The organism is Pseudomonas sp. SA195 (assembly GCF_054131565.1).
The window spans coordinates 2,944,679-2,963,303 of sequence record NZ_CP096392.1; the positions used below are offsets into that span (position 1 = coordinate 2,944,679).

Here is an 18,625-nt window from a genome sequence, read left to right on the forward strand (position 1 = left end):
CGAGCGGGCCCCATGCACTGGCGACAGGCACCGCCCGTATCGTTTACGTCCTCCCGTAGAATCCACCAGCGACGACGGCTCGCAGACGCCGACCTCACCTAGCCGCATTGGGACCACGGAAATCGCGGGCTACAGCGCAGTCGGAAAGGCATTCGTTCTGCAACGTTGGAAACTGGCACGCCAGATGCAATAGCTCTGAAGCCAGTTTCGGGGACCTCGGTACAGGCAGGCCGGGAATTCCCCTCTTTTATCCGCAAAACCGCCAAGGCCGCTCATAGCGCGGCCTTGGTGTTCGGCAACCGCTAGAACAGGCGCAGTTGCTCGAAACCACCCCGAAGATCGACCAACCTCACGCCGACCCCAATCAACCGCACCGGGCGCTTCCCCCGTGCGAAGGCTCCGGCGAGGAGATCGGCGTAGTCGTCCAGTTCTAAGCCAGCGCCGGCCTGCTCAAGGGTAGTCTGGGTGAAATCATGAAACTTGAGCTTCACGAAGGGCTTGCTCGGCCGGTAACCGTCATCGAGCCGCGCCATCCGCTTGGTCAACTGCTCCAACAGCTCGGGCAACTGTTCCAGGCAAGCGGCAAGATCAGGCAAGTCCCGATCGTAGGTGTTTTCGACACTCACCGATTGCCGGCGGCTTTCGACCTGTACCTCGCGCTCATCGACGCCATGAGCCAGCCCCCACAGCCGCTCGCCAAACGAGCCAAATTCGCGGACCAGCTCCAGTCGTTTCCATGTCCGCAGGTCGGCACAGGTCTGGATGCCCATACGCTTGAGCTTCTCGGCAGTCACGCGCCCGACCCCGTGCAGCTTGGTCACCGGTAACGCCAGTACGAAATCGTCAACCTGATCCGGCGTGATCACGAAGAGCCCATCGGGCTTGTTCCAGTCACTGGCAATCTTGGCGAGGAATTTATTGGGCGCGACACCCGCCGATACCGTGATTCGCAGCTGCTGCCAGACGCGCCGCCGAATGTCCTGCGCAATGCGCGTGGCGCTGCCGGCGAAATGCTCGGTGCGGGTCACATCCAGGTAGGCTTCATCGAGCGACAGCGGCTCGATTAGGTCCGTGTAGGTGCGAAATATCCCGTGGATCTCACGGGATGCTTCCTTGTAGGCGTCCATCCGTGGGTGAAGGATCAGGAGGTCGGGGCACAGCTTGAGCGCATGGCCGGACGCCATGGCCGATCGGACACCGTACGCACGCGCCTCGTAGTTACAGGTCGCGATCACGCCGCGACGATCTGCCAGCCCACCTACTGCGATCGGACGATTGGCGAGGCTGGGGTCGTCTCGCATTTCGATCGCGGCATAGAAGCAATCGCAGTCGACATGGATGATTTTTCGGGTTGCGTTAACGGTGATCGCCTCGTGTTCAACCTAAGGCCAGCTGGAGCCAAGCCGCGCGCATTATCGCCGAAGCCCCTCAGCCAGGCCATGCAATGCCTGGTTGCGCATCGACTGGCTTAAAGGGCTGTCCGACGAACGGCCTTAGCCACCACTCCCCTTTCCGCACCCAGCCAGAGCGGCTGCGGACAATGAAGCCGCTCTGTGGACGGTTCCGACCTGACCAGAAACCGAACACTGACCAAGCCATCAGGTCGGACGTCAGGAGAATCGAAGTTTTTTCAATGCTACGGGAGGTCCCGATGACACATTCAACCCTCGCACTCGCATTCACCTCGCTCTTGTTCGCCGGCGGCGCGCTGGCCAACCAGGACGACATGAAGCACGACACCCATGGCGCTGCGCACACCCAGGGCAGCGCCATGAACGAAAACCACCAGCGCGACAACACTGCCAACGTCAATACCAGCGGCAAGACCATGGACGAGAAGATGAAGAATGAAGTACAGGACGATTGGCGAGAGGACGCCAAGGAGCGCCGCGACGCGGACGTCAGCAAGCCTGAACAGCGTTGACTCGGGCCGGAGCCGCCCATTCAACGTCGGATGGCGGCTCCGGGTGTCAGTCAGAGTTCCAGCGGATAGGGTTCAATCAGGGCCTGACCGTACCCTTCCACAAACTCCACCGGCATCCGTTTGGGCTTGCCATTGGATAACTGGATGCACACGAACGTAGTCTGCGCGCGCAGCAGCGTCGTATTGTCCGCCGGCCGAACCAACTGGAAGTTTCGCTTCATCTTGAGGCGCTGGTCCGATTCGACGATCCAGGTCGCCAATTGCAGACGATCCCCCTCATACGCCGCCGCCAGATAGTCGATCTCGTGCCGCAGCACCGCCATCGCCCGGTCGAGGCGCCGATAGTCATCAAGACCAAGCCCCAGGCTCTGCGAATGGCGCCAGGCGCAGCTTTCCAGCCAGGTCACGTAGACCGCATTGTTCGCATGCCCCAGCTCATCGATATGTGACGCATCGACCTCGATGTCGATGACGTACCCCTCGACCTGATCCCAGATCATGGACACCCCTCATGTTTGGCTGTGATTGCGCTTGCCGACCCATCCTACCTGCCACGGTTGCGCAATAGGTCTATGACGGAACATTCAGCAGCGTGCAACTGCACCATGACGAAAGCTTGATAGCTGAACGACGCGCAAAACAAAAAGGGCCATTCCGTGAGAAATGACCCTTTGGTGCCCAAACCGGGCAATAAAATGGCGTCCCCTAGGGGACTCGAACCCCTGTTACCGCCGTGAAAGGGCGGTGTCCTAGGCCACTAGACGAAGGGGACGAAACCTTCGCGAAACAGATCGCAAAACCGCTGCGGTCCATCGTGGATGGTGGAGCTAGACGGGATCGAACCGTCGACCTCTTGCATGCCATGCAAGCGCTCTCCCAGCTGAGCTATAGCCCCGGATTTAACGTCTCCCGACTTGCGATGCCTGAGCAGCGCAATCTGAATAATGGCGTCCCCTAGGGGACTCGAACCCCTGTTACCGCCGTGAAAGGGCGGTGTCCTAGGCCACTAGACGAAGGGGACGCAAGCCCTTCAAAGGCAACCGGCGTTAACCGGTGTGGCAATCGAGATTGGTGGAGCTAGACGGGATCGAACCGTCGACCTCTTGCATGCCATGCAAGCGCTCTCCCAGCTGAGCTATAGCCCCGTCTCGAGGACGGGGCGCATATTAGGTGCGGCCCTGCGCAGTGTCAACGAAATTTTCGTCCCTGAGCGAAGATTTTCAGCAGCAGGAACAAATACTTATCGCCGACGAGTGGTGGCAGGTCATCAGCCCATCGCGGCGAACAGCTTTTCCCAATCCTTCGTTTCTTTCTTCGACGCACCGCCGAGCAGTTCGAGCGCCTGGCGCAGGCGGAAGCGTGTCAGGTCCGGGCCGAGGATTTCCATTGCGTCAAGCACCGAGACGGAGCTCGCGTGGCCGGTGATCGAGGCGAACATCAACGGCATCACGTCACGCAGTTTTAACTCAAGATGAGTCGCAACGGCCTGGATACCATCGGTGATTCGCTCCTTCTCCCATTGGCGCAGGGCTTCGAGCTTCCATAGGGTCAGCTGCAGAACCTGACGCACCTGAGTAGCGTCGAGCTTCTTGTGCTCAAACAGAGCAGGGTCCAGGTTCAGGGCGCCAGCGAAGAAGAAGCCGGCCAACGGCGCGATCTGGCTGAAGGTCTCGACCCGCTGCTGTACGTGCGGCGCAATCTTCATCATGTACTCAGGATTAAACGCCCACTTCTGCACCTCAGCCGCAAACTGCTCAACCGGAAGCTCGCGCAACCATTGCCCGTTGAGCCAGGACAGCTTCTCGACGTCAAAAATCGGCCCGCCCAGCGAGACGCGGTTAATGTCGAAATGCTCGATCATCTCCGCCAGCGTGAATTTCTCGCGCTCGTCAGGCATCGACCAGCCCATGCGCCCGAGGTAATTGAGCATCGCCTCCGGCAGGTATCCCATGCGCTCGTAGAAGGTCACGGACGTCGGATTCTTGCGCTTGGACAGTTTGCTCTTGTCCGGATTGCGCAGCAGCGGCATGTAGCAGAGCTTGGGCTGCTCCCAGCCGAAATATTCGTAGAGTTTGATCAACTTAGGCGCTGATGGCAGCCACTCCTCGCCACGCAGCACGTGGGTGATGCCCATCAGATGGTCGTCGACGACATTAGCCAGGAAATAGGTCGGCAGCCCATCGGCCTTCATCAGTACCTGCATGTCCATGCGGTCCCAGCCGATCTCGACAGTACCCCGCAGCATGTCTTCGACCTGACAGACGCCTTCGCTCGGCACCTTCATGCGGATTACGTGCGATTCACCGGCAACGATGCGCTGTTGCGCGGTCTCGGCGGGGATGTGCATGCAGTGGCCGTCGTAGCGCGGCGTTTCCTTGTTGGCCATCTGCTCGGCCCGCACCTGGTCGAGCCGCTCAGCGCTGCAGAAGCACGGGAAGGCGTGCCCATTGGCGACCAGCTCGTCGGCGTATTTCTTGTAGATCTCACCGCGCTCACTTTGACGGTAAGGGCCATGCGGACCGCCTACGTCCGGGCCTTCGTCCCACTCGATCCCCAGCCAACGAAGTGCATCGTAGATCTGTTGTTCGGACTCGCGCGTAGACCGCAATTGGTCGGTGTCCTCGATGCGCAGGATGAACTGGCCGCCGTGCTGGCGAGCGAAGCATAGGTTGAACAGCGCGATGTAGGCGGTGCCGACGTGTGGATCACCGGTGGGAGACGGGGCGATGCGGGTGCGAACGGTGGTCATGGTGTACTCGGAATTCAAGGTACAGGGAAGACTGCAAAGGGGCTGGTGACCGGCTTAGCCGGCTCAGCGCGGATAAAGTGGCGATGTTAACAGGCGTGCATCGACCGGCTCCACCAACTGCCCGCCTTCTACGGGCAGCGCAGCCACCAGGAAGTCGAGGAAGGCCTTGACCTTCATCGCCTGGAAGCGCCGTGACGGATAAACCGCATAGAGTTCGCCGGTCGGCAATTCTACGTCCGGCAACAGCTCGACCAGGCGGCCGCTGCGGACTTCAGCGTCGGTAATCATGCAGGGCAAGGCGGCGATGCCGGCACCAGCAAGCGCAGCCTCGCGCGCCAGCGTGATGTTGTTGCAGGTCAGCACCCGGCGGCTTGCAACGTGCAGTTCAGTGAGCGGCCAGTGGCGCACCGAGTCGTGCGACAGGCCGATAGCGCGGTGTTCGGAAAGATCGAGCGCACAGCCGGGGGTCCCATGTCTGGCCAGATAGGCGGGGCTGGCGCACAGGCGGCGACGGGCTTCGAACAGCTTGCGAGCGACCAGCGACGAATCTTCCGGCTGACCGACGACGATCGCGATGTCGACGCCCTCCTCCAGCGGGTCGACAGCACGCGAAGCCAACTCTACCTCCACGACGATATCCGGATGCAGGCGTACGAACTCGCCGATGACCCGACCCAGCACCCACTGCCCGAACTCGATCGGTGCGGCTATGCGCAACAGGCCAGCCGGCGCTTGTTGCAACTGCATCACGGCCTGCTCGGCCTCGGCGAAATCGAGCATGATCTGCCGGCACCGCTCGTAGTAGGCCTGGCCGACCTCGGTCATACGCAGCCGCCGTGTGGTTCGGTTGAGCAGGCGCACACCGAGCCGCTCTTCCAGCTGAACGATGCGTCGACTGACGGTCGACTTCTGCATACTAAGGCTCGTCGCCGCGCCGGTGAAACTGTGACATTCCACTACCCGAGTGAAGATCAACGCGTCGTCCAGGCCCATACATTGTTCCCTGTGCGCAACAAAGTTTCGCAAGTGTAACGACTTATTACTCGAAGGGAACGCTGCTAGATTGTCCGGCTCGATTGATGCCTGTGAGCGACGCCATGCCTGCCACGCTGCAACGCCGACTTTCCATTTTCATCGCATTGGTGCTGCTGGTTGCCGCGGCTTTTCTCGCGCAGTGGTACTTCACAGGGCGTTACGTCGAGCATACCGACAACGCCTACGTGCAAGGCGAGATCACTCGCGTGTCCAGCCAGCTCGCAGCCCGTATCGAGCAGGTGCACATTCAGGATAATCAGCACGTATCGCCAGGCGACCTGTTGGTCACCCTAGAGCCGGGCGACTTCCGCCTCGCCGAGCAACAGGCCCACGCCAACCTGGCGATCCGCGAAGCCGAGCTCGCCCAGGCGCGCAGCCGGCTAGCACAGCAGTCAAGCCTGATCGCTGCCAGCCAGGCAGCCGTCAGCGCCGCCCAGGCGAACCTCGCGCGTAGCCAATTGGACCTGTCGCGTGTCGAAGCGCTGCGCAAACCCGGGTTCGTGTCCGAAGAGCGTGTTACTACGCTCTCAGCGGACGCTCGTGTCGCCCGGTCGCAGCGGCAGAAGGCCGAGGCCGACCTCTCTGCGCAGCGCCAGCAGGTCGATGCCCTGGAGGCAGACGTCAAGCGTCTCGAAGCGCAGATCGACGCCGCCCGCGCCGAGGTCGAGCAAGCTCGATTGAATCTGGGTCGTACGGAGATCCGCTCGCCGATCAGTGGCGTCGTTGGCCAGCGCTCGGCCCGTACCGGCCAGTATGTCGCCGTGGGCGCCTACCTGATGTCCGTTGTGCCGGACGAGGCGATCTGGGTGCAGGCCAACTTCAAGGAAACCCAGATCGGTCGCATGCGGGTTGGCCAGCGCGCCGAACTGACGTTCGACAGCTATCCAGACACGCCGATCGAGGGCCGTATCGAGAGCCTCTTCCCTGCCTCGGGTGCTCAGTTCAGCCTACTGCCGCCGGACAACGCCACCGGCAACTTCACCAAGGTGGTGCAGCGCATTCCAATCAAGCTGACCTTCGCGTCCGACTCGCCGCTTGCGGGCCGCATTCGTCCGGGGATGTCGGTGGACGTCGAGGTCGATCTCCGTGACCGCTGACGCACTCGTCCGGCCGGTCGGTGAACCCAGCCGACGCGACTGGATTGCCGTCATGAGCGCCATGCTGGGCGCGTTCATGGCGGTGCTGGATATTCAGATCACCAATTCCTCCCTGAAAGACATCCAAGGCGCGCTATCCGCGACGCTGGAGGAAGGCTCCTGGATTTCAACGTCCTACCTGGTCGCCGAGATCATCATGATTCCGCTGACCGCCTGGCTCGTTCAGCTGCTGTCCGCGCGGCGATTAGCGGTCTGGGTATCGGTCGGATTTCTCGCCTCGTCATTACTCTGCTCCTTCGCCTGGAACCTGGAGAGCATGATCGTTTTCCGCGCTCTGCAGGGCTTCACGGGCGGCGCGCTGATCCCCCTGGCCTTCACCCTGACGCTGATCAAACTCCCGGAGCATCATCGCGCCAAAGGCATGGCGCTGTTCGCTATCACGGCGACCTTCGCGCCCTCGATTGGCCCGACCCTCGGCGGCTGGCTGACCGAAAACTGGGGCTGGGAATACATCTTCTACATCAACATTCCACCCGGCCTGCTGATGATCGCCGGCCTGCTCTATGGCCTGGAGCGAAAGCCGCCGCACTGGGAGCTGCTCAAGCGCACCGACTATGCAGGGATCGTCACCCTGGCCCTCGGGCTCGGCTGTCTGCAGGTATTTCTCGAGGAGGGGCATCGCGAGGATTGGCTTGAGTCCTCGCTGATCGTCCAGCTCGGGTCGGTGGCACTCGTCAGCTTGATCCTGTTCGTGATCTTGCAGTTTTCGCGACCTAACCCACTGATCAACCTCGGCATCCTGCGCGAACGCAACTTTGGCCTCACCAGCATCGCCAGCCTGGGTATGGGGCTGGGCCTCTATGGCTCGATCTACCTGCTGCCGCTCTACCTGGCGCAGATTCAGAACTACAACGCGCTGCAGATCGGCCAGGTAATCATGTGGATGGGCATCCCGCAGCTATTCTTGATCCCGCTGGTGCCCAAGTTGATGAAGGTGATCGCGCCGAAGCTGCTCTGCGCGGCGGGATTTCTGTTGTTCGGACTTTCCAGCTTCGCCTCGGGCGCGCTCAATCCGGACTTCGCCGGTGAGCAGTTCCACCCCCTCCAGATCGTCCGCGCACTGGGCCAGCCGATGATCATGGTTACCATCTCGTTGATCGCCACGGCCTACGTGCAGCCACAGGACGCCGGCTCCGCCTCCAGCCTGTTCAACATTCTGCGCAACCTTGGCGGCGCCATCGGTATCGCGTTACTCGCGACCCTGCTCGACAGCCGAGGCAAAGTGTATTTCGACTATCTGCGCGAATCGGTTGTGCCGGGTAACCCAGCGGTCGCCGAGCGGCTCGCCACCTTGACAGCGCAACTGGGCAGCGAACAGGCCGCGCTGGGCCGGCTCAGTGAGATCACCCATCAGCAGGCGATAATCATGGCCTATAACGACGCCTTTCACTTCGTCGGCATCGCCCTCGCCGTGAGCATGGTCGCCGTACTGCTCACCCGCCCCCTGCCGCAGGACGTCCAGGCCGGCGCGGGGGGACACTGAGCGCCGCGCACCTGCCAGGCGCCCGCACGCCTCGCTTCATGTAGGAGCAGGTTCTACCTGCGACAAGCCGCGGCCCGGAACACTCATCGCAGGCAGAGCCTGCTCCTACAGATTCGTGCAGCCTCCAGCTAGTCACTGCGCCCGGCTCCATGTAGGAGCAGGTTCTACCTGCGACCAAGCCACAGCTCGGCACCCTGGCCGCAGGCAGAGCCTGCTCCTACAGGATCAACCGAAACGACGAGCGCATCAGAGCCAGACCGCATCCCATAGCGGGTATTCACCCACCCGCTGGACCAAGCCCGCGCGCAATGGGTTGGCAATGACATAACGCGCAACGGCGCGAATATCGTCTTCTCGGCGGATAGCCCGATCGTGAAAGCCTCGCTGCCAGACCTGCCCGCTCCGGCCCAACGCCGCGTTGACGGCCTTGGCGCTGAGTGACTTCATGCGCATTACAGCCGCGTGGAGTGGTTGGTCACTGAGTTCGAACAGCCAATGAAAATGATCGGGCATCACGACGAAGGCGAGCGAACGGAGTCCGCAAGTGGCGTCCGCTGCGCGCATTTGCTCAACCACCAGGCGACCGAGACGCCAATCCGCGAAGCGTGGTTCACGCGCCTGGGTCACCGCCGTGACGAGGTAGATCCGCCCTGGCTCCGAAAATCGTCCACGCCGCAGGCTGCTGGCGCCCGGCCGGGCATTTTGCATATCCATTGCTCCTTTTTGCCTTCCTGGCTCCGCCTATAAATACAGCTACCCGCAACCGCGCGCCTGTCAGTCTTGCGTTACGTTGGTCGCAGGCAGAGCCTGCTCCTACAGCAGCAAGCAGGCCAACACCAGACGCCCGCACGCACCGCTCCATGTAGGAGCAGGTTCTACCTGCGACCGAGACCTCCACCCCGGTCACATGGGTCGCAGGCAGAGCCTGCTCCGACAAAGGTGTGCAAGCCACCCCTTCCGGCCGCTACACCTGCAGCAGTCGCTCACGCAGTTTCTGGATTTCGTCCCGTGTCTGGGCGGCGGCCTCGAACTCGAGGTCGCGTGCGTAGGCGAGCATTTTTTCCTCGAGTTGGCGAATGCGCTTGGTGATTTCGCTCGGCGAGCGGAGCTCGTTTTCGTAGCGCGCCGCCTCTTCCGCTGCCTTGGCTTCGCCGCGGCGCTTCTTGCTGCGCGAGCCGGGGACCGTGGCGCCTTCGAGGATATCCTTGACGTCCTTGAACACCCCCTGTGGAACGATGCCATTGGCCTCGTTGAACGCGATCTGCTTGGTACGGCGGCGTTCGGTCTCGCCGATGGCCCGCTCCATGGAGCCGGTCATGTTGTCGGCATAGAGAATCGCTCGCCCGTTGAGGTTGCGCGCCGCGCGGCCGATGGTCTGGATGAGCGAGCGTTCCGAGCGCAGGAAGCCCTCCTTGTCGGCATCGAGAATCGCCACCAGGGACACCTCCGGCATGTCCAATCCCTCGCGCAGCAAGTTGATGCCCACCAGCACGTCGAACACGCCCAGGCGGAGGTCGCGAATGATCTCGACGCGCTCCACCGTGTCGATGTCCGAGTGCAGGTAGCGCACGCGCACGTTGTGATCACCCAGGTAGTCGGTCAGATCCTCGGCCATGCGCTTGGTCAGCGTGGTCACCAGCACACGCTCCTCCTTGGCCACGCACTTGTTGATTTCCGACAGCAGGTCGTCGACCTGCGTCAGCGCCGGACGAACCTCGAGCAGCGGGTCCACCAGGCCGGTCGGGCGCACCACCTGCTCGATCACCCGCCCGGCATGCTCGGCCTCGTAGGGGCCGGGTGTCGCCGAGACGAAAATGGTCTGGGGGCTGACGGCCTCCCATTCGTCGAACCGCATGGGGCGGTTGTCCAGTGCGGACGGCAGGCGGAAGCCGTACTCGACCAGCGTCTCCTTGCGCGACCGGTCGCCTTTGTACATCGCGCCCACCTGCGGAACGCTGACGTGCGATTCGTCGATAACCAGCAGCGCGTTGGCCGGCAAATAGTCATAGAGGGTCGGCGGCGCCTCGCCGGATGCACGGCCCGAGAGGTAGCGCGAGTAGTTCTCGATGCCGTTGCAGTAGCCGAGCTCCATGATCATCTCGAGATCGAACCGGGTGCGTTGTTCCAGGCGCTGGGCCTCGACCAGCTTGTTGTTGCTGCGCAGATAATCGAGACGGTCCTTGAGCTCGACCTTGATGTTCTCGATAGCGTCGAGCAGCGTCTCGCGCGGGGTCACGTAATGGCTCTTGGGGTAAAAGGTGAAGCGCGGCAGCTTGCGAATCACCTCGCCGGTCAGCGGATCGAAGGCCGACAGGCTCTCGACCTCGTCGTCGAACAATTCGATGCGCACCGCCTCGAGGTCCGATTCGGCCGGGAACACGTCGATCACATCGCCACGCACGCGGAAGGTCGCACGGGCAAAATCCATGTCGTTGCGGGTGTACTGCAGCCCCGTCAGCCGGCGCAACAGCTCGCGCTGGCCGATCCGGTCGCCGCGGTCGAGGTGTAGCACCATCTTGAGGTAAGACTGCGGGTCGCCGAGACCGTAGATACAGGAAACCGTGGTCACGATGATGGCGTCCGATCGCTCCAGCAGCGCCTTGGTCGCCGACAGGCGCATCTGCTCGATGTGGTCGTTGATCGAAGCATCCTTCTCGATGAAGGTGTCGGACGACGGCACGTAGGCTTCCGGCTGGTAGTAGTCGTAATAGGAAACGAAATACTCCACCGCATTGTTCGGAAAGAACGCTTTGAATTCGCCGTAGAGCTGCGCGGCCAGCGTCTTGTTCGGTGCCAGCACCAGGGTCGGGCGCTGCACGTGGGCGATGACGTTGGCGATGCTGAAGGTCTTGCCCGAACCGGTCACGCCGAGCAGCGTCTGGTGCGACAGCCCGGCCTCGATGCCTTCAATCATCTGGCGAATGGCCTCGGGCTGGTCGCCGGCAGGCTTGAAACGCGTGACCAATTCGAACTGCGACATATCGACCTCTCTTGATTGCGATGCGCCCGACGGCGGCGTGCGTCAGCCGGACCAGCCCGTCAGACTTGACCAGGGCAACGGACCGACGCGCGCAGACCCTTGATGCGGCCCGACCTTCTCGATCTCAAGAGCGCCGCGCAGCTTCTGGACGATCGGTCCCCGAACAGGCCCATTACAGGCAGAAAAACCGGCCTAGCATATCGCGACGAGGGGCTGGGCCCGCTATACTCTTGCCCCGTTTGCGCACCGCCCCGCGCGCGAAGCGAGGGGTGTTGCACCTGTCACTCCCTTCTCTTTCGAGCCTCCCCATCATGAGTTTGTTCTCCGCTGTCGAACTGGCGCCGCGCGATCCAATCCTTGGCCTCAACGAAGCCTTCAATGCCGACACGCGGCAGAACAAGGTCAATCTGGGCGTGGGCGTCTACTACAACGAAGAAGGTCGAATTCCGCTGCTGCGCGCCGTTGCTGCAGCCGAGATGGCACGGCTCGAGTTGAATGCCCCACGCGGCTACCTGCCGATCGACGGCATCGCCAGCTATGACATGGCCGTGCAGGGCCTGCTGTTCGGTGCCGACTCGGCACTGGTCGCCGATGGCCGGGTAGTCACCAGCCAGGCGCTCGGCGGTACTGGCGCCCTGAAGGTCGGCGCCGACTTCCTCAAGCGCATGCTTCCCGACGCCGTGGTCGCCATCACCGATCCGAGCTGGGAAAACCACCGCGCGCTGTTCGAATCCGCCGATTTCCCGGTGCAAAACTATCGTTACTACGACGCCGCCAGCCACGGCATCGACCGCGCCGGCATGCTCGAGGACCTGAAGAACCTGCCGCCCCGCTCCATCGTCGTACTGCACGCCTGCTGCCACAACCCGACCGGCGTTGACCTGCAACCCGAGGACTGGAAACAGATTCTCGAAGTCCTGCGCGCGAACGATCACGTCCCGTTCATCGACATCGCCTACCAGGGCTTCGGTGACAGCATCAAGGAAGACGCCGCCGCCGTGCGCCTGTTCGCCGAGTCGGGCATGAGCTTCTTCGTTTCCAGCTCCTTCTCCAAGTCATTCTCGCTGTACGGCGAGCGCGTCGGCGCCCTGTCGATCGTCACCCAGAGCCGAGATGAATCGGCACGCGTTCTCTCGCAGGTCAAGCGCGTCATCCGCACCAACTACTCCAACCCGCCGACCCACGGCGCAACGGTCGTCTCGGCTGTACTCAACAGCCAGGAGTTGCGCGCCATGTGGGAAACCGAACTGGCCGAGATGCGCACCCGCATCCGCGACATGCGCCTGGCGATGGTTCGCCAACTCGCTGAGAAAGGCGCCAAGCAGGACTTCAGCTTCGTCGCCCAGCAGCGTGGGATGTTCTCCTACTCAGGCCTGACCGCGGCACAGGTCGAACGCCTGCGCGTCGAGTTCGGCGTCTACGCGATCAGCACTGGCCGCATCTGCGCCGCCGCGCTGAACACCCGCAACCTGGACCACGTCACTGACGCTATCGTGCAGGTGCTCTGATCGGGTAAGGGGTTGACTTCTCCTTATCAAACAGTAGGATACGCACCGCTGTTCCGCGATAGCTCAGTCGGTAGAGCAAATGACTGTTAATCATTGGGTCCCTGGTTCGAGTCCAGGTCGCGGAGCCAAATTTGAAAGCCTCGGTTAGTCCGGGGCTTTTTTGTGGCCCCAAGACTCTACCAGGGACTCTGTCCCAGGTTATTCGCTTCGCTCACCCCTTCGGGGCCGCGCTAAAGCGCGTTCTGCTGCGCAGTCGAGTCCAGGTCGCGGAGCCAATTGAAAGCCTCAGGTGAAAACCTGGGGCTTTTTTGTGGCCCCGAGACTCTCACCAGGGACTCTGTCCCAGGTTATTCGCTTCGCTCACCCCTTCGGGGCCGCGCTGAAGCGCGTTCTGCTGCGCAGTCGAGTCTAGGTCGCGGAGCCAAATTTGAAAGCCTCAGGTGAAAACCTGGGGCTTTTTTGTGGCCCCAGGACTTTGTCCCAGGTGATTCGCTTCTCACCCCTTCGCGGCCGCGCTAAAGCGTGTTCTGCTGCGCAATCGAGCCCAGGTCGCGGAGCCCCGAGTTTATACAAGCCCTTGTAGGCTCTGCTTTTTGCGACCAATCGCTCAAGCGCCCCGTAAGCACCGAAGGCCTACGCACCCCCAATTCGGCAGCAAGCTGACGCTACACAACCACTCGATGCGATTCATGCAGCGCCGACGCTGCGTGCAGTTGCCCCGCCCGCTCCCCGGTCGCGTCAGCCCTCACCTCCGGAAGTCAACGAAGGCGGAACCATACGCCAGCAGAAACGAAAACGCCCTGCATTGGCAGGGCGTTCGGACCGCTTTTATCTATTACTGCTGCTCGGCTTCTTCAGCGGCAGCCTCAGGCTCGGCTTCAGCAGCCGGAGCGGCTTCGTTCTCGTCGCCCTTGATGCCCAGCAGTTCAAGATCGAAGACCAGGACAGAATTGGCCGGGATCAACGGGCTCGGGCTCTGCTCGCCGTAGGCCAGTTCGCTCGGGATGTAGAGCTTGTACTTCTCGCCAACGTGCATCAGTTGCAGGCCTTCGACCCAGCCCGGGATCACGCCGCCCACCGGCAGGTCGATCGGGGTGCCACGCTTGATCGAGCTGTCGAAGACGGTGCCATCGGTCAAGCTGCCTTCGTAGTGGACGGTAACGACATCGTCCGGGCCCGGCTGAGCGCCATCGGCTTCCTTGATAACTTCATACTGCAGGCCGGACTCGGTGGTCTTCACACCGTCACGCTTGGCATTTTCCTCGAGAAACTTCTTGCCGTCCTCGACAGCCTTCTTGTTCATCTCGGTCAGGCGCTCTTCGGCGCGAGTCTGCAGATAGGAGAAAGCTTCCATCAGCTCTTCGTCGGTCAGCTTCTGCTCTTTCTTGCCAATGGCATCGTCGATGCCCTGAGCGACGGCCGCTGAATCGAGGTCCTCCATGCCTTCCTGCGCCAGGCTTTTGCCCATGTTCAGGCCGATGCCATAGGAGGCCTTTTGCGCCGGGGTTTCCAGCTTGGCGCTGGTCTCCGAATCACAGCCCGCCAGAACCAGGCCGACCAGGGCAATCGCAGACGCCAAACGATGATGTCTCATTCTGTATCCTTAATTACGCACTTGGGTTGTGTAGCAAAACAGTTGCCGGAGCTTAGCAGCCACCCTCGCCCGTAGGCTACCGGACCTACCCGGCCAACATGTAAATAGAATGCAAAGAGAGGACGCCCGCACGAAACAGGCAGAACAGAGCGACTTTTCTGGAGGCGAAAAAAAAGCGACCTTTAGGTCGCTTTTTCGTGCTGGCAAGGCGTTCAGTATTCCTTGCTAGCCAATATGGCGCAGCGGACGGGACTCGAACCCGCGACCCCCGGCGTGACAGGCCGGTATTCTAACCGACTGAACTACCGCTGCGCTTAACCTCGAGTGGTGGGTGATGACGGGATCGAACCGCCGACCCTCTGCTTGTAAGGCAGATGCTCTCCCAGCTGAGCTAATCACCCGTTTGCTCTCGAAGTGGGGCGCATTCTAGAGAGGGTTCCCCACCTTGGCAACCCCCTTTTGAAAAAAAAATTGAAGAACTTACAAAGACTTAGGAAAGCCCTCGGTTTATTGGCAAAAACGTGGTTTCGATCGGCAATGCGGACGGCCAGGGTTGGCCTGCGTTGGCGCGGCAGGAATAATGCGCGCTTTGCTTCTACCGGAGTTTCAGATCGCCATGTGGTTTCGCAACCTGCTCGTCTACCGTCTCACCCAGAACGTCCCCTTCGATGTCGAGACACTTGAAGCTGCATTGGCCGCCAAGCCCGCCCGTCCTTGCGCCAGCCAGGAGCTCAGTACCTACGGCTTCGTCGCACCGTTCGGCAAGGGCGAAGATGCGCCACTGGTTCATTCGAGCCAGGGCTTCCTGCTCATTTCCACGCGCAAGGAAGAGCGCATCCTGCCCGGCAGCGTGGTGAAAGACGCGGTCAAGGAAAAGGTCGAGGAGATCGAAAACGAGCAGATGCGCAAGGTCTATAAGAAGGAGCGAGACCAGATCAAGGACGACATCATCCAGTCCTTCCTGCCGCGCGCCTTCATTCGCAAGTCGGGCACCTTTGCCGCCATTGCGCCTGAGCAGGGCCTGATCCTCGTGAACTCGGCCAGCCCCAAGCGCGCCGAAGACCTGCTGTCCACCTTGCGCGAAGTGATCGGCTCGCTGCCGGTGCGTCCGCTGACGGTGAAGATCGCGCCAACCGCAACCATGACCGACTGGGTCAAGACGCAGAAAGCCGCGGACGACTTCTTCGTGCTCGATGAATGCGAATTGCGCGACACCCACGAAGATGGCGGCGTGGTGCGCTGCAAGCGCCAAGATCTGACCAGCGACGAGATCCAGCAGCATCTGGAGGTCGGCAAACAGGTCACCCAGTTGTCGCTGGGCTGGCAGGACAAACTGTCGTTCGTGCTGGACGACAAAATGGTGATCAAGCGCCTGCGCTTCGAAGAATTGCTGCAAGAGCAGGCCGAGCAAGACGGCGGCGAAGACGACCTTAGCCAGCAGGACGCCAGCTTCGTGCTGATGATGTTGACCTTCAAGGACTTCCTGCCGGCCTTGTTCGAGGCGCTCGGCGGCGAGGACGTCCCGCAGGGGCTCTGAGGCGCCGGACGGCACTTAGCGAAGCCCGGCCCGGCACAATGGTCTTCACTGATGCGATGGCGGCCGGGTCAACCTAGGGCCGGCCGCCGCGCCCTTTCATAATGACAAGGTAAATCCGATGCGTGCCCTCGCCGCCTTCAGCCGCTTCGTCGGCAACACCTTCGCCCTCTGGGTCCTGCTGTTTGCCGTTCTGGCCTTCTACCAACCCGCCTGGTTCCTGCCTGCCACCGCCTGGATCGTTCCGTTGCTGGGGCTGATCATGTTCGGCATGGGCCTGACGCTGAAAGCGGCGGATTTTGCCGAAGTAGCACGCCGGCCGCTGTGGGTGGCGCTGGGCGTGGGTGCGCAGTTCCTGATCATGCCTGCGCTTGCCTGGCTACTGTGCCAGGTGCTCGGCCTGCCTGCGGAGATCGCCGTCGGCGTGATCCTGGTCGGCTGCTGCCCTGGCGGCACGGCGTCCAACGTCATTGCCTGGTTCTCGCGCGGCGATGTCGCGCTGTCCGTCGCGATCACGGCGGTGACTACCCTGCTCGCCCCGCTGGCAACGCCCGCGCTGATCTGGCTGCTGGCTTCGGAGTGGCTGCCGGTGAATTTTGCAGCGCTGTTTACTTCAATAGTGCAGATCGTGTTGCTGCCGATCGGCCTCGGCTTGATCGTGCGTCGCCTGCTGGGCAACCGGGTACACCATGTTGTCGACGTGCTGCCGCTGGTGTCAGTGGTCAGCATCGTGATCATCGTCGCTGCCGTGGTGGCGGCCAGCCAGGCGAAAATCGCCGAATCCGGCTTGCTGATCATGGCGGTGGTGATCCTGCATAACGGTCTCGGGCTCGGCATTGGTTACCTGGCGGGGCGGCTGTTCGGCCTGCCGCTGGCGCAACGCAAGACCCTGTCGATCGAGGTCGGTATGCAGAACTCGGGGCTGGGCGCCGCCCTGGCCAGCGCGCATTTCTCACCGCTAGCGGCGGTACCCAGCGCATTGTTCAGCGTCTGGCACAACCTTTCCGGCGCGCTGTTGGCAACGATCTACCGCCGCATGAAAGACGAAAGCCACACCGGCTGATCCGCGCAACGCCCGGGTTTGCTCCCAGCTGCCGCGCATGCAAAATAGCGGCGCTGGGGACGACCCCAGGCTTGCACCCAATCACGGGGACGACCCCACCCGTCGTCCCTGGAGACAAGAATGTCGTGGCTCATCCTCCTACTTGCCGGCCTGTTTGAAATAGGCTGGGCCGTCGGTCTGAAGTACACCGATGGGTTCACTCGCCCACTCGCGTCCGCGCTCACGATCACTGCCATGCTGGCAAGCCTGGGCCTGCTTGGCATGGCGATGAAGGAACTGCCGCTCGGCACCGCCTACGCCATCTGGACGGGGGTCGGCGCGGTAGGCACGGTGATTGCCGGCATCGTCCTGTTCGGCGAATCGGCGAGCCTGTTGCGCCTGGGCAGCGTGCTGCTTGTGTGCATCGGAATGCTTGGCCTGAAGCTCAGCCACTAACCGGCACGTCGCTCTGGCGGTCAGCCGAATAGCGCTGGCTCCCGGTAGTGCCTGGCGCAGGCTTGGCCATCAGCCCGGAACAGATGGCACTTGTTCGCCTGAAGGCCAGTTGCATACGCCTGGCCTTCGGCGACGCGCCGGTTGCCATCGCTCGCGACGGCGACCATGCCATCGACGCCTTCGAGGTTCAGGTGCAAGAGGTTGTGATCGCCCAGCCGCTCGGCAACGGCCACTTCACCGTTGAAGATAAAATCCGCCTGCTCCGGATCGACGAAGTGTTCCGGGCGAATGCCCAGCGTAAGCGTCTCGCACGCATCCAGCCCCGCGCCATCGACAGGCACCTGCAGGCGGCTACCACCTGGCAGGTTCACTTCGACCGATTCGGCACTGGCCGTTGCCACCGTCACCGTCAGGAAGTTCATCTGCGGCGACCCGATGAAGCCCGCCACGAATTGGTTGTCCGGATAGTGATACAGCTCCAGCGGTGGGCCGACCTGAGCGATGCGGCCAGCGTTGAGCACGACGATCTTGTCGGCCAGGGTCATGGCTTCGACCTGGTCGTGCGTAACATAAATCATCGTTGCCTTGAGACGCTGGTGCAGCCGCGAGATTTCGATGCGCATCTGCACACGGAGAAAGGCGTCGAGATTGGATAGCGGCTCGTCGAACAGAAACACTTTCGGCTCGCGGACCATGGTGCGGCCGATGGCGACACGCTGGCGCTGGCCGCCAGACAGGTCCTTCGGCTTGCGTTCGAGCATCTGGTCGAGTTGCAGGATCTTCGCCGCCGCGTCGACCCGCCGGCGTATCTCCGCCTTGTCGATCTTCGCCAACTTCAGGCCAAAGGCCATGTTCTCGGCGACATTCATATGCGGGTACAGGGCGTAGGACTGAAACACCATCCCCACCGAGCGCTCCATCGGCGGGCGCTCGTTGACGCGCTCGCCATCGATCTTCAGCTCGCCGTCGGTGATGTCCTCCAGGCCGGCGATCAACCGCAGCAAGGTCGACTTGCCGCACCCTGAAGGGCCGACGAAAACGACGAACTCACCGTCGGCGATATCCAGATCGATGCCCCGGGTGATGGGTACACCGTCGTAGCTCTTGCAGATGTTTCGCAGGGTAACGCTGGCCATTCTTGTTGTTCTCCTTCAAATGGCCAC

15 protein-coding genes and 7 tRNA genes are annotated in these 18,625 nt (G+C 61.9%); 8 read left to right on the forward strand and 14 right to left on the reverse strand.

Annotated elements, in window-relative coordinates:
* Positions 1 to 302: 302 nt before the first annotated feature.
* A complete protein-coding gene (gene dinB, locus M1D78_RS13620; RefSeq protein WP_457932903.1) occupies positions 303 to 1,301 on the reverse strand; it encodes a DNA polymerase IV in 999 nt (332 codons plus the stop codon).
* Between the two features lie 350 nt (positions 1,302 to 1,651).
* Between dinB and M1D78_RS13625 the strand changes: the two genes are divergently transcribed.
* Positions 1,652 to 1,924, forward strand: a complete 273-nt coding sequence (locus tag M1D78_RS13625) for a hypothetical protein (protein ID WP_437420538.1) — start codon at positions 1,652 to 1,654, stop codon at positions 1,922 to 1,924.
* Between the two features lie 50 nt (positions 1,925 to 1,974).
* Here the strand turns inward: M1D78_RS13625 and M1D78_RS13630 are convergent, their stop codons facing one another.
* From M1D78_RS13630 to M1D78_RS13660, 7 genes are all read right to left on the reverse strand, one after another.
* Positions 1,975 to 2,424 carry an acyl-CoA thioesterase gene (locus tag M1D78_RS13630; RefSeq protein ID WP_437420539.1) on the reverse strand — a complete coding sequence of 150 codons (450 nt, stop codon included), beginning with the start codon at positions 2,422 to 2,424 and terminating at the stop codon, positions 1,975 to 1,977.
* Positions 2,425 to 2,620: 196 nt separating this feature from the next.
* Positions 2,621 to 2,696, reverse strand: a tRNA-Glu gene (locus M1D78_RS13635).
* A gap of 47 nt (positions 2,697 to 2,743) precedes the next feature.
* Positions 2,744 to 2,819, reverse strand: a tRNA-Ala gene (locus tag M1D78_RS13640).
* Between the two features lie 50 nt (positions 2,820 to 2,869).
* Positions 2,870 to 2,945 (reverse strand) — tRNA-Glu (locus tag M1D78_RS13645).
* Positions 2,946 to 2,993: 48 nt separating this feature from the next.
* Positions 2,994 to 3,069: transfer RNA gene (locus M1D78_RS13650), tRNA-Ala, on the reverse strand.
* A 122-nt stretch (positions 3,070 to 3,191) separates the two neighbouring features.
* Positions 3,192 to 4,673 (reverse strand): glutamate--tRNA ligase, encoded by a 1,482-nt coding sequence (gene gltX / locus M1D78_RS13655; protein ID WP_437420540.1) that lies wholly within the window; start codon positions 4,671 to 4,673, stop codon positions 3,192 to 3,194.
* Positions 4,674 to 4,736: 63 nt separating this feature from the next.
* Positions 4,737 to 5,666 (reverse strand): LysR family transcriptional regulator, encoded by a 930-nt coding sequence (locus M1D78_RS13660; RefSeq protein WP_437420541.1) that lies wholly within the window; start codon positions 5,664 to 5,666, stop codon positions 4,737 to 4,739.
* 104 nt (positions 5,667 to 5,770) lie between these two features.
* Here M1D78_RS13660 and M1D78_RS13665 point away from each other — a divergent pair, with 104 nt between their 5' ends.
* Positions 5,771 to 6,805 (forward strand): HlyD family secretion protein, encoded by a 1,035-nt coding sequence (locus M1D78_RS13665; RefSeq protein WP_437420542.1) that lies wholly within the window; start codon positions 5,771 to 5,773, stop codon positions 6,803 to 6,805.
* A gap of 52 nt (positions 6,806 to 6,857) precedes the next feature.
* On the forward strand, positions 6,858 to 8,348 hold the full coding sequence (locus M1D78_RS13670) for an MDR family MFS transporter (RefSeq protein ID WP_457933595.1): 1,491 nt from the start codon (positions 6,858 to 6,860) through the stop codon (positions 8,346 to 8,348).
* Positions 8,349 to 8,594: 246 nt separating this feature from the next.
* On the opposite strand, the gene M1D78_RS13675 is transcribed toward M1D78_RS13670, so the two are convergent.
* On the reverse strand, positions 8,595 to 9,056 hold the full coding sequence (locus tag M1D78_RS13675; protein WP_437420544.1) for an REP-associated tyrosine transposase: 462 nt from the start codon (positions 9,054 to 9,056) through the stop codon (positions 8,595 to 8,597).
* Positions 9,057 to 9,312: 256 nt separating this feature from the next.
* On the reverse strand, positions 9,313 to 11,328 hold the full coding sequence (gene uvrB / locus M1D78_RS13680) for an excinuclease ABC subunit UvrB (protein WP_437420545.1): 2,016 nt from the start codon (positions 11,326 to 11,328) through the stop codon (positions 9,313 to 9,315).
* Positions 11,329 to 11,639: 311 nt separating this feature from the next.
* Between uvrB and M1D78_RS13685 the strand changes: the two genes are divergently transcribed.
* Both M1D78_RS13685 and M1D78_RS13690 read left to right on the forward strand, forming a co-directional pair.
* A complete protein-coding gene (locus M1D78_RS13685; RefSeq protein ID WP_437420546.1) occupies positions 11,640 to 12,836 on the forward strand; it encodes an amino acid aminotransferase in 1,197 nt (398 codons plus the stop codon).
* A gap of 52 nt (positions 12,837 to 12,888) precedes the next feature.
* A tRNA-Asn gene (locus M1D78_RS13690) sits at positions 12,889 to 12,964 on the forward strand.
* Between the two features lie 707 nt (positions 12,965 to 13,671).
* On the opposite strand, the gene M1D78_RS13695 is transcribed toward M1D78_RS13690, so the two are convergent.
* The 3 genes from M1D78_RS13695 to M1D78_RS13705 all read right to left on the reverse strand — a co-directional run bounded on the left by M1D78_RS13695 (position 13,672) and on the right by M1D78_RS13705 (position 14,831).
* A complete protein-coding gene (locus M1D78_RS13695) occupies positions 13,672 to 14,430 on the reverse strand; it encodes an FKBP-type peptidyl-prolyl cis-trans isomerase (protein WP_437420547.1) in 759 nt (252 codons plus the stop codon).
* Positions 14,431 to 14,665: 235 nt separating this feature from the next.
* A tRNA-Asp gene (locus M1D78_RS13700) sits at positions 14,666 to 14,742 on the reverse strand.
* Positions 14,743 to 14,755: 13 nt separating this feature from the next.
* A tRNA-Val gene (locus M1D78_RS13705) sits at positions 14,756 to 14,831 on the reverse strand.
* 215 nt (positions 14,832 to 15,046) lie between these two features.
* Between M1D78_RS13705 and rdgC the strand changes: the two genes are divergently transcribed.
* The 3 genes from rdgC (at position 15,047) to sugE (ending at position 17,462) form a co-directional block, all read left to right on the forward strand.
* Positions 15,047 to 15,967 carry a recombination-associated protein RdgC gene (gene rdgC, locus M1D78_RS13710; protein ID WP_437421317.1) on the forward strand — a complete coding sequence of 307 codons (921 nt, stop codon included), beginning with the start codon at positions 15,047 to 15,049 and terminating at the stop codon, positions 15,965 to 15,967.
* A gap of 118 nt (positions 15,968 to 16,085) precedes the next feature.
* Entirely contained in the window at positions 16,086 to 17,027 is a 942-nt protein-coding gene (locus tag M1D78_RS13715; protein WP_437420548.1) for a bile acid:sodium symporter family protein, read from the forward strand.
* Between the two features lie 120 nt (positions 17,028 to 17,147).
* On the forward strand, positions 17,148 to 17,462 hold the full coding sequence (gene sugE / locus M1D78_RS13720; protein WP_437420549.1) for a quaternary ammonium compound efflux SMR transporter SugE: 315 nt from the start codon (positions 17,148 to 17,150) through the stop codon (positions 17,460 to 17,462).
* Positions 17,463 to 17,482: 20 nt separating this feature from the next.
* Here sugE and malK read toward each other — a convergent pair whose 3' ends face one another.
* Positions 17,483 to 18,598, reverse strand: a complete 1,116-nt coding sequence (gene malK, locus M1D78_RS13725; protein WP_437420550.1) for a maltose/maltodextrin ABC transporter ATP-binding protein MalK — start codon at positions 18,596 to 18,598, stop codon at positions 17,483 to 17,485.
* Positions 18,599 to 18,625: the final 27 nt, after the last annotated feature.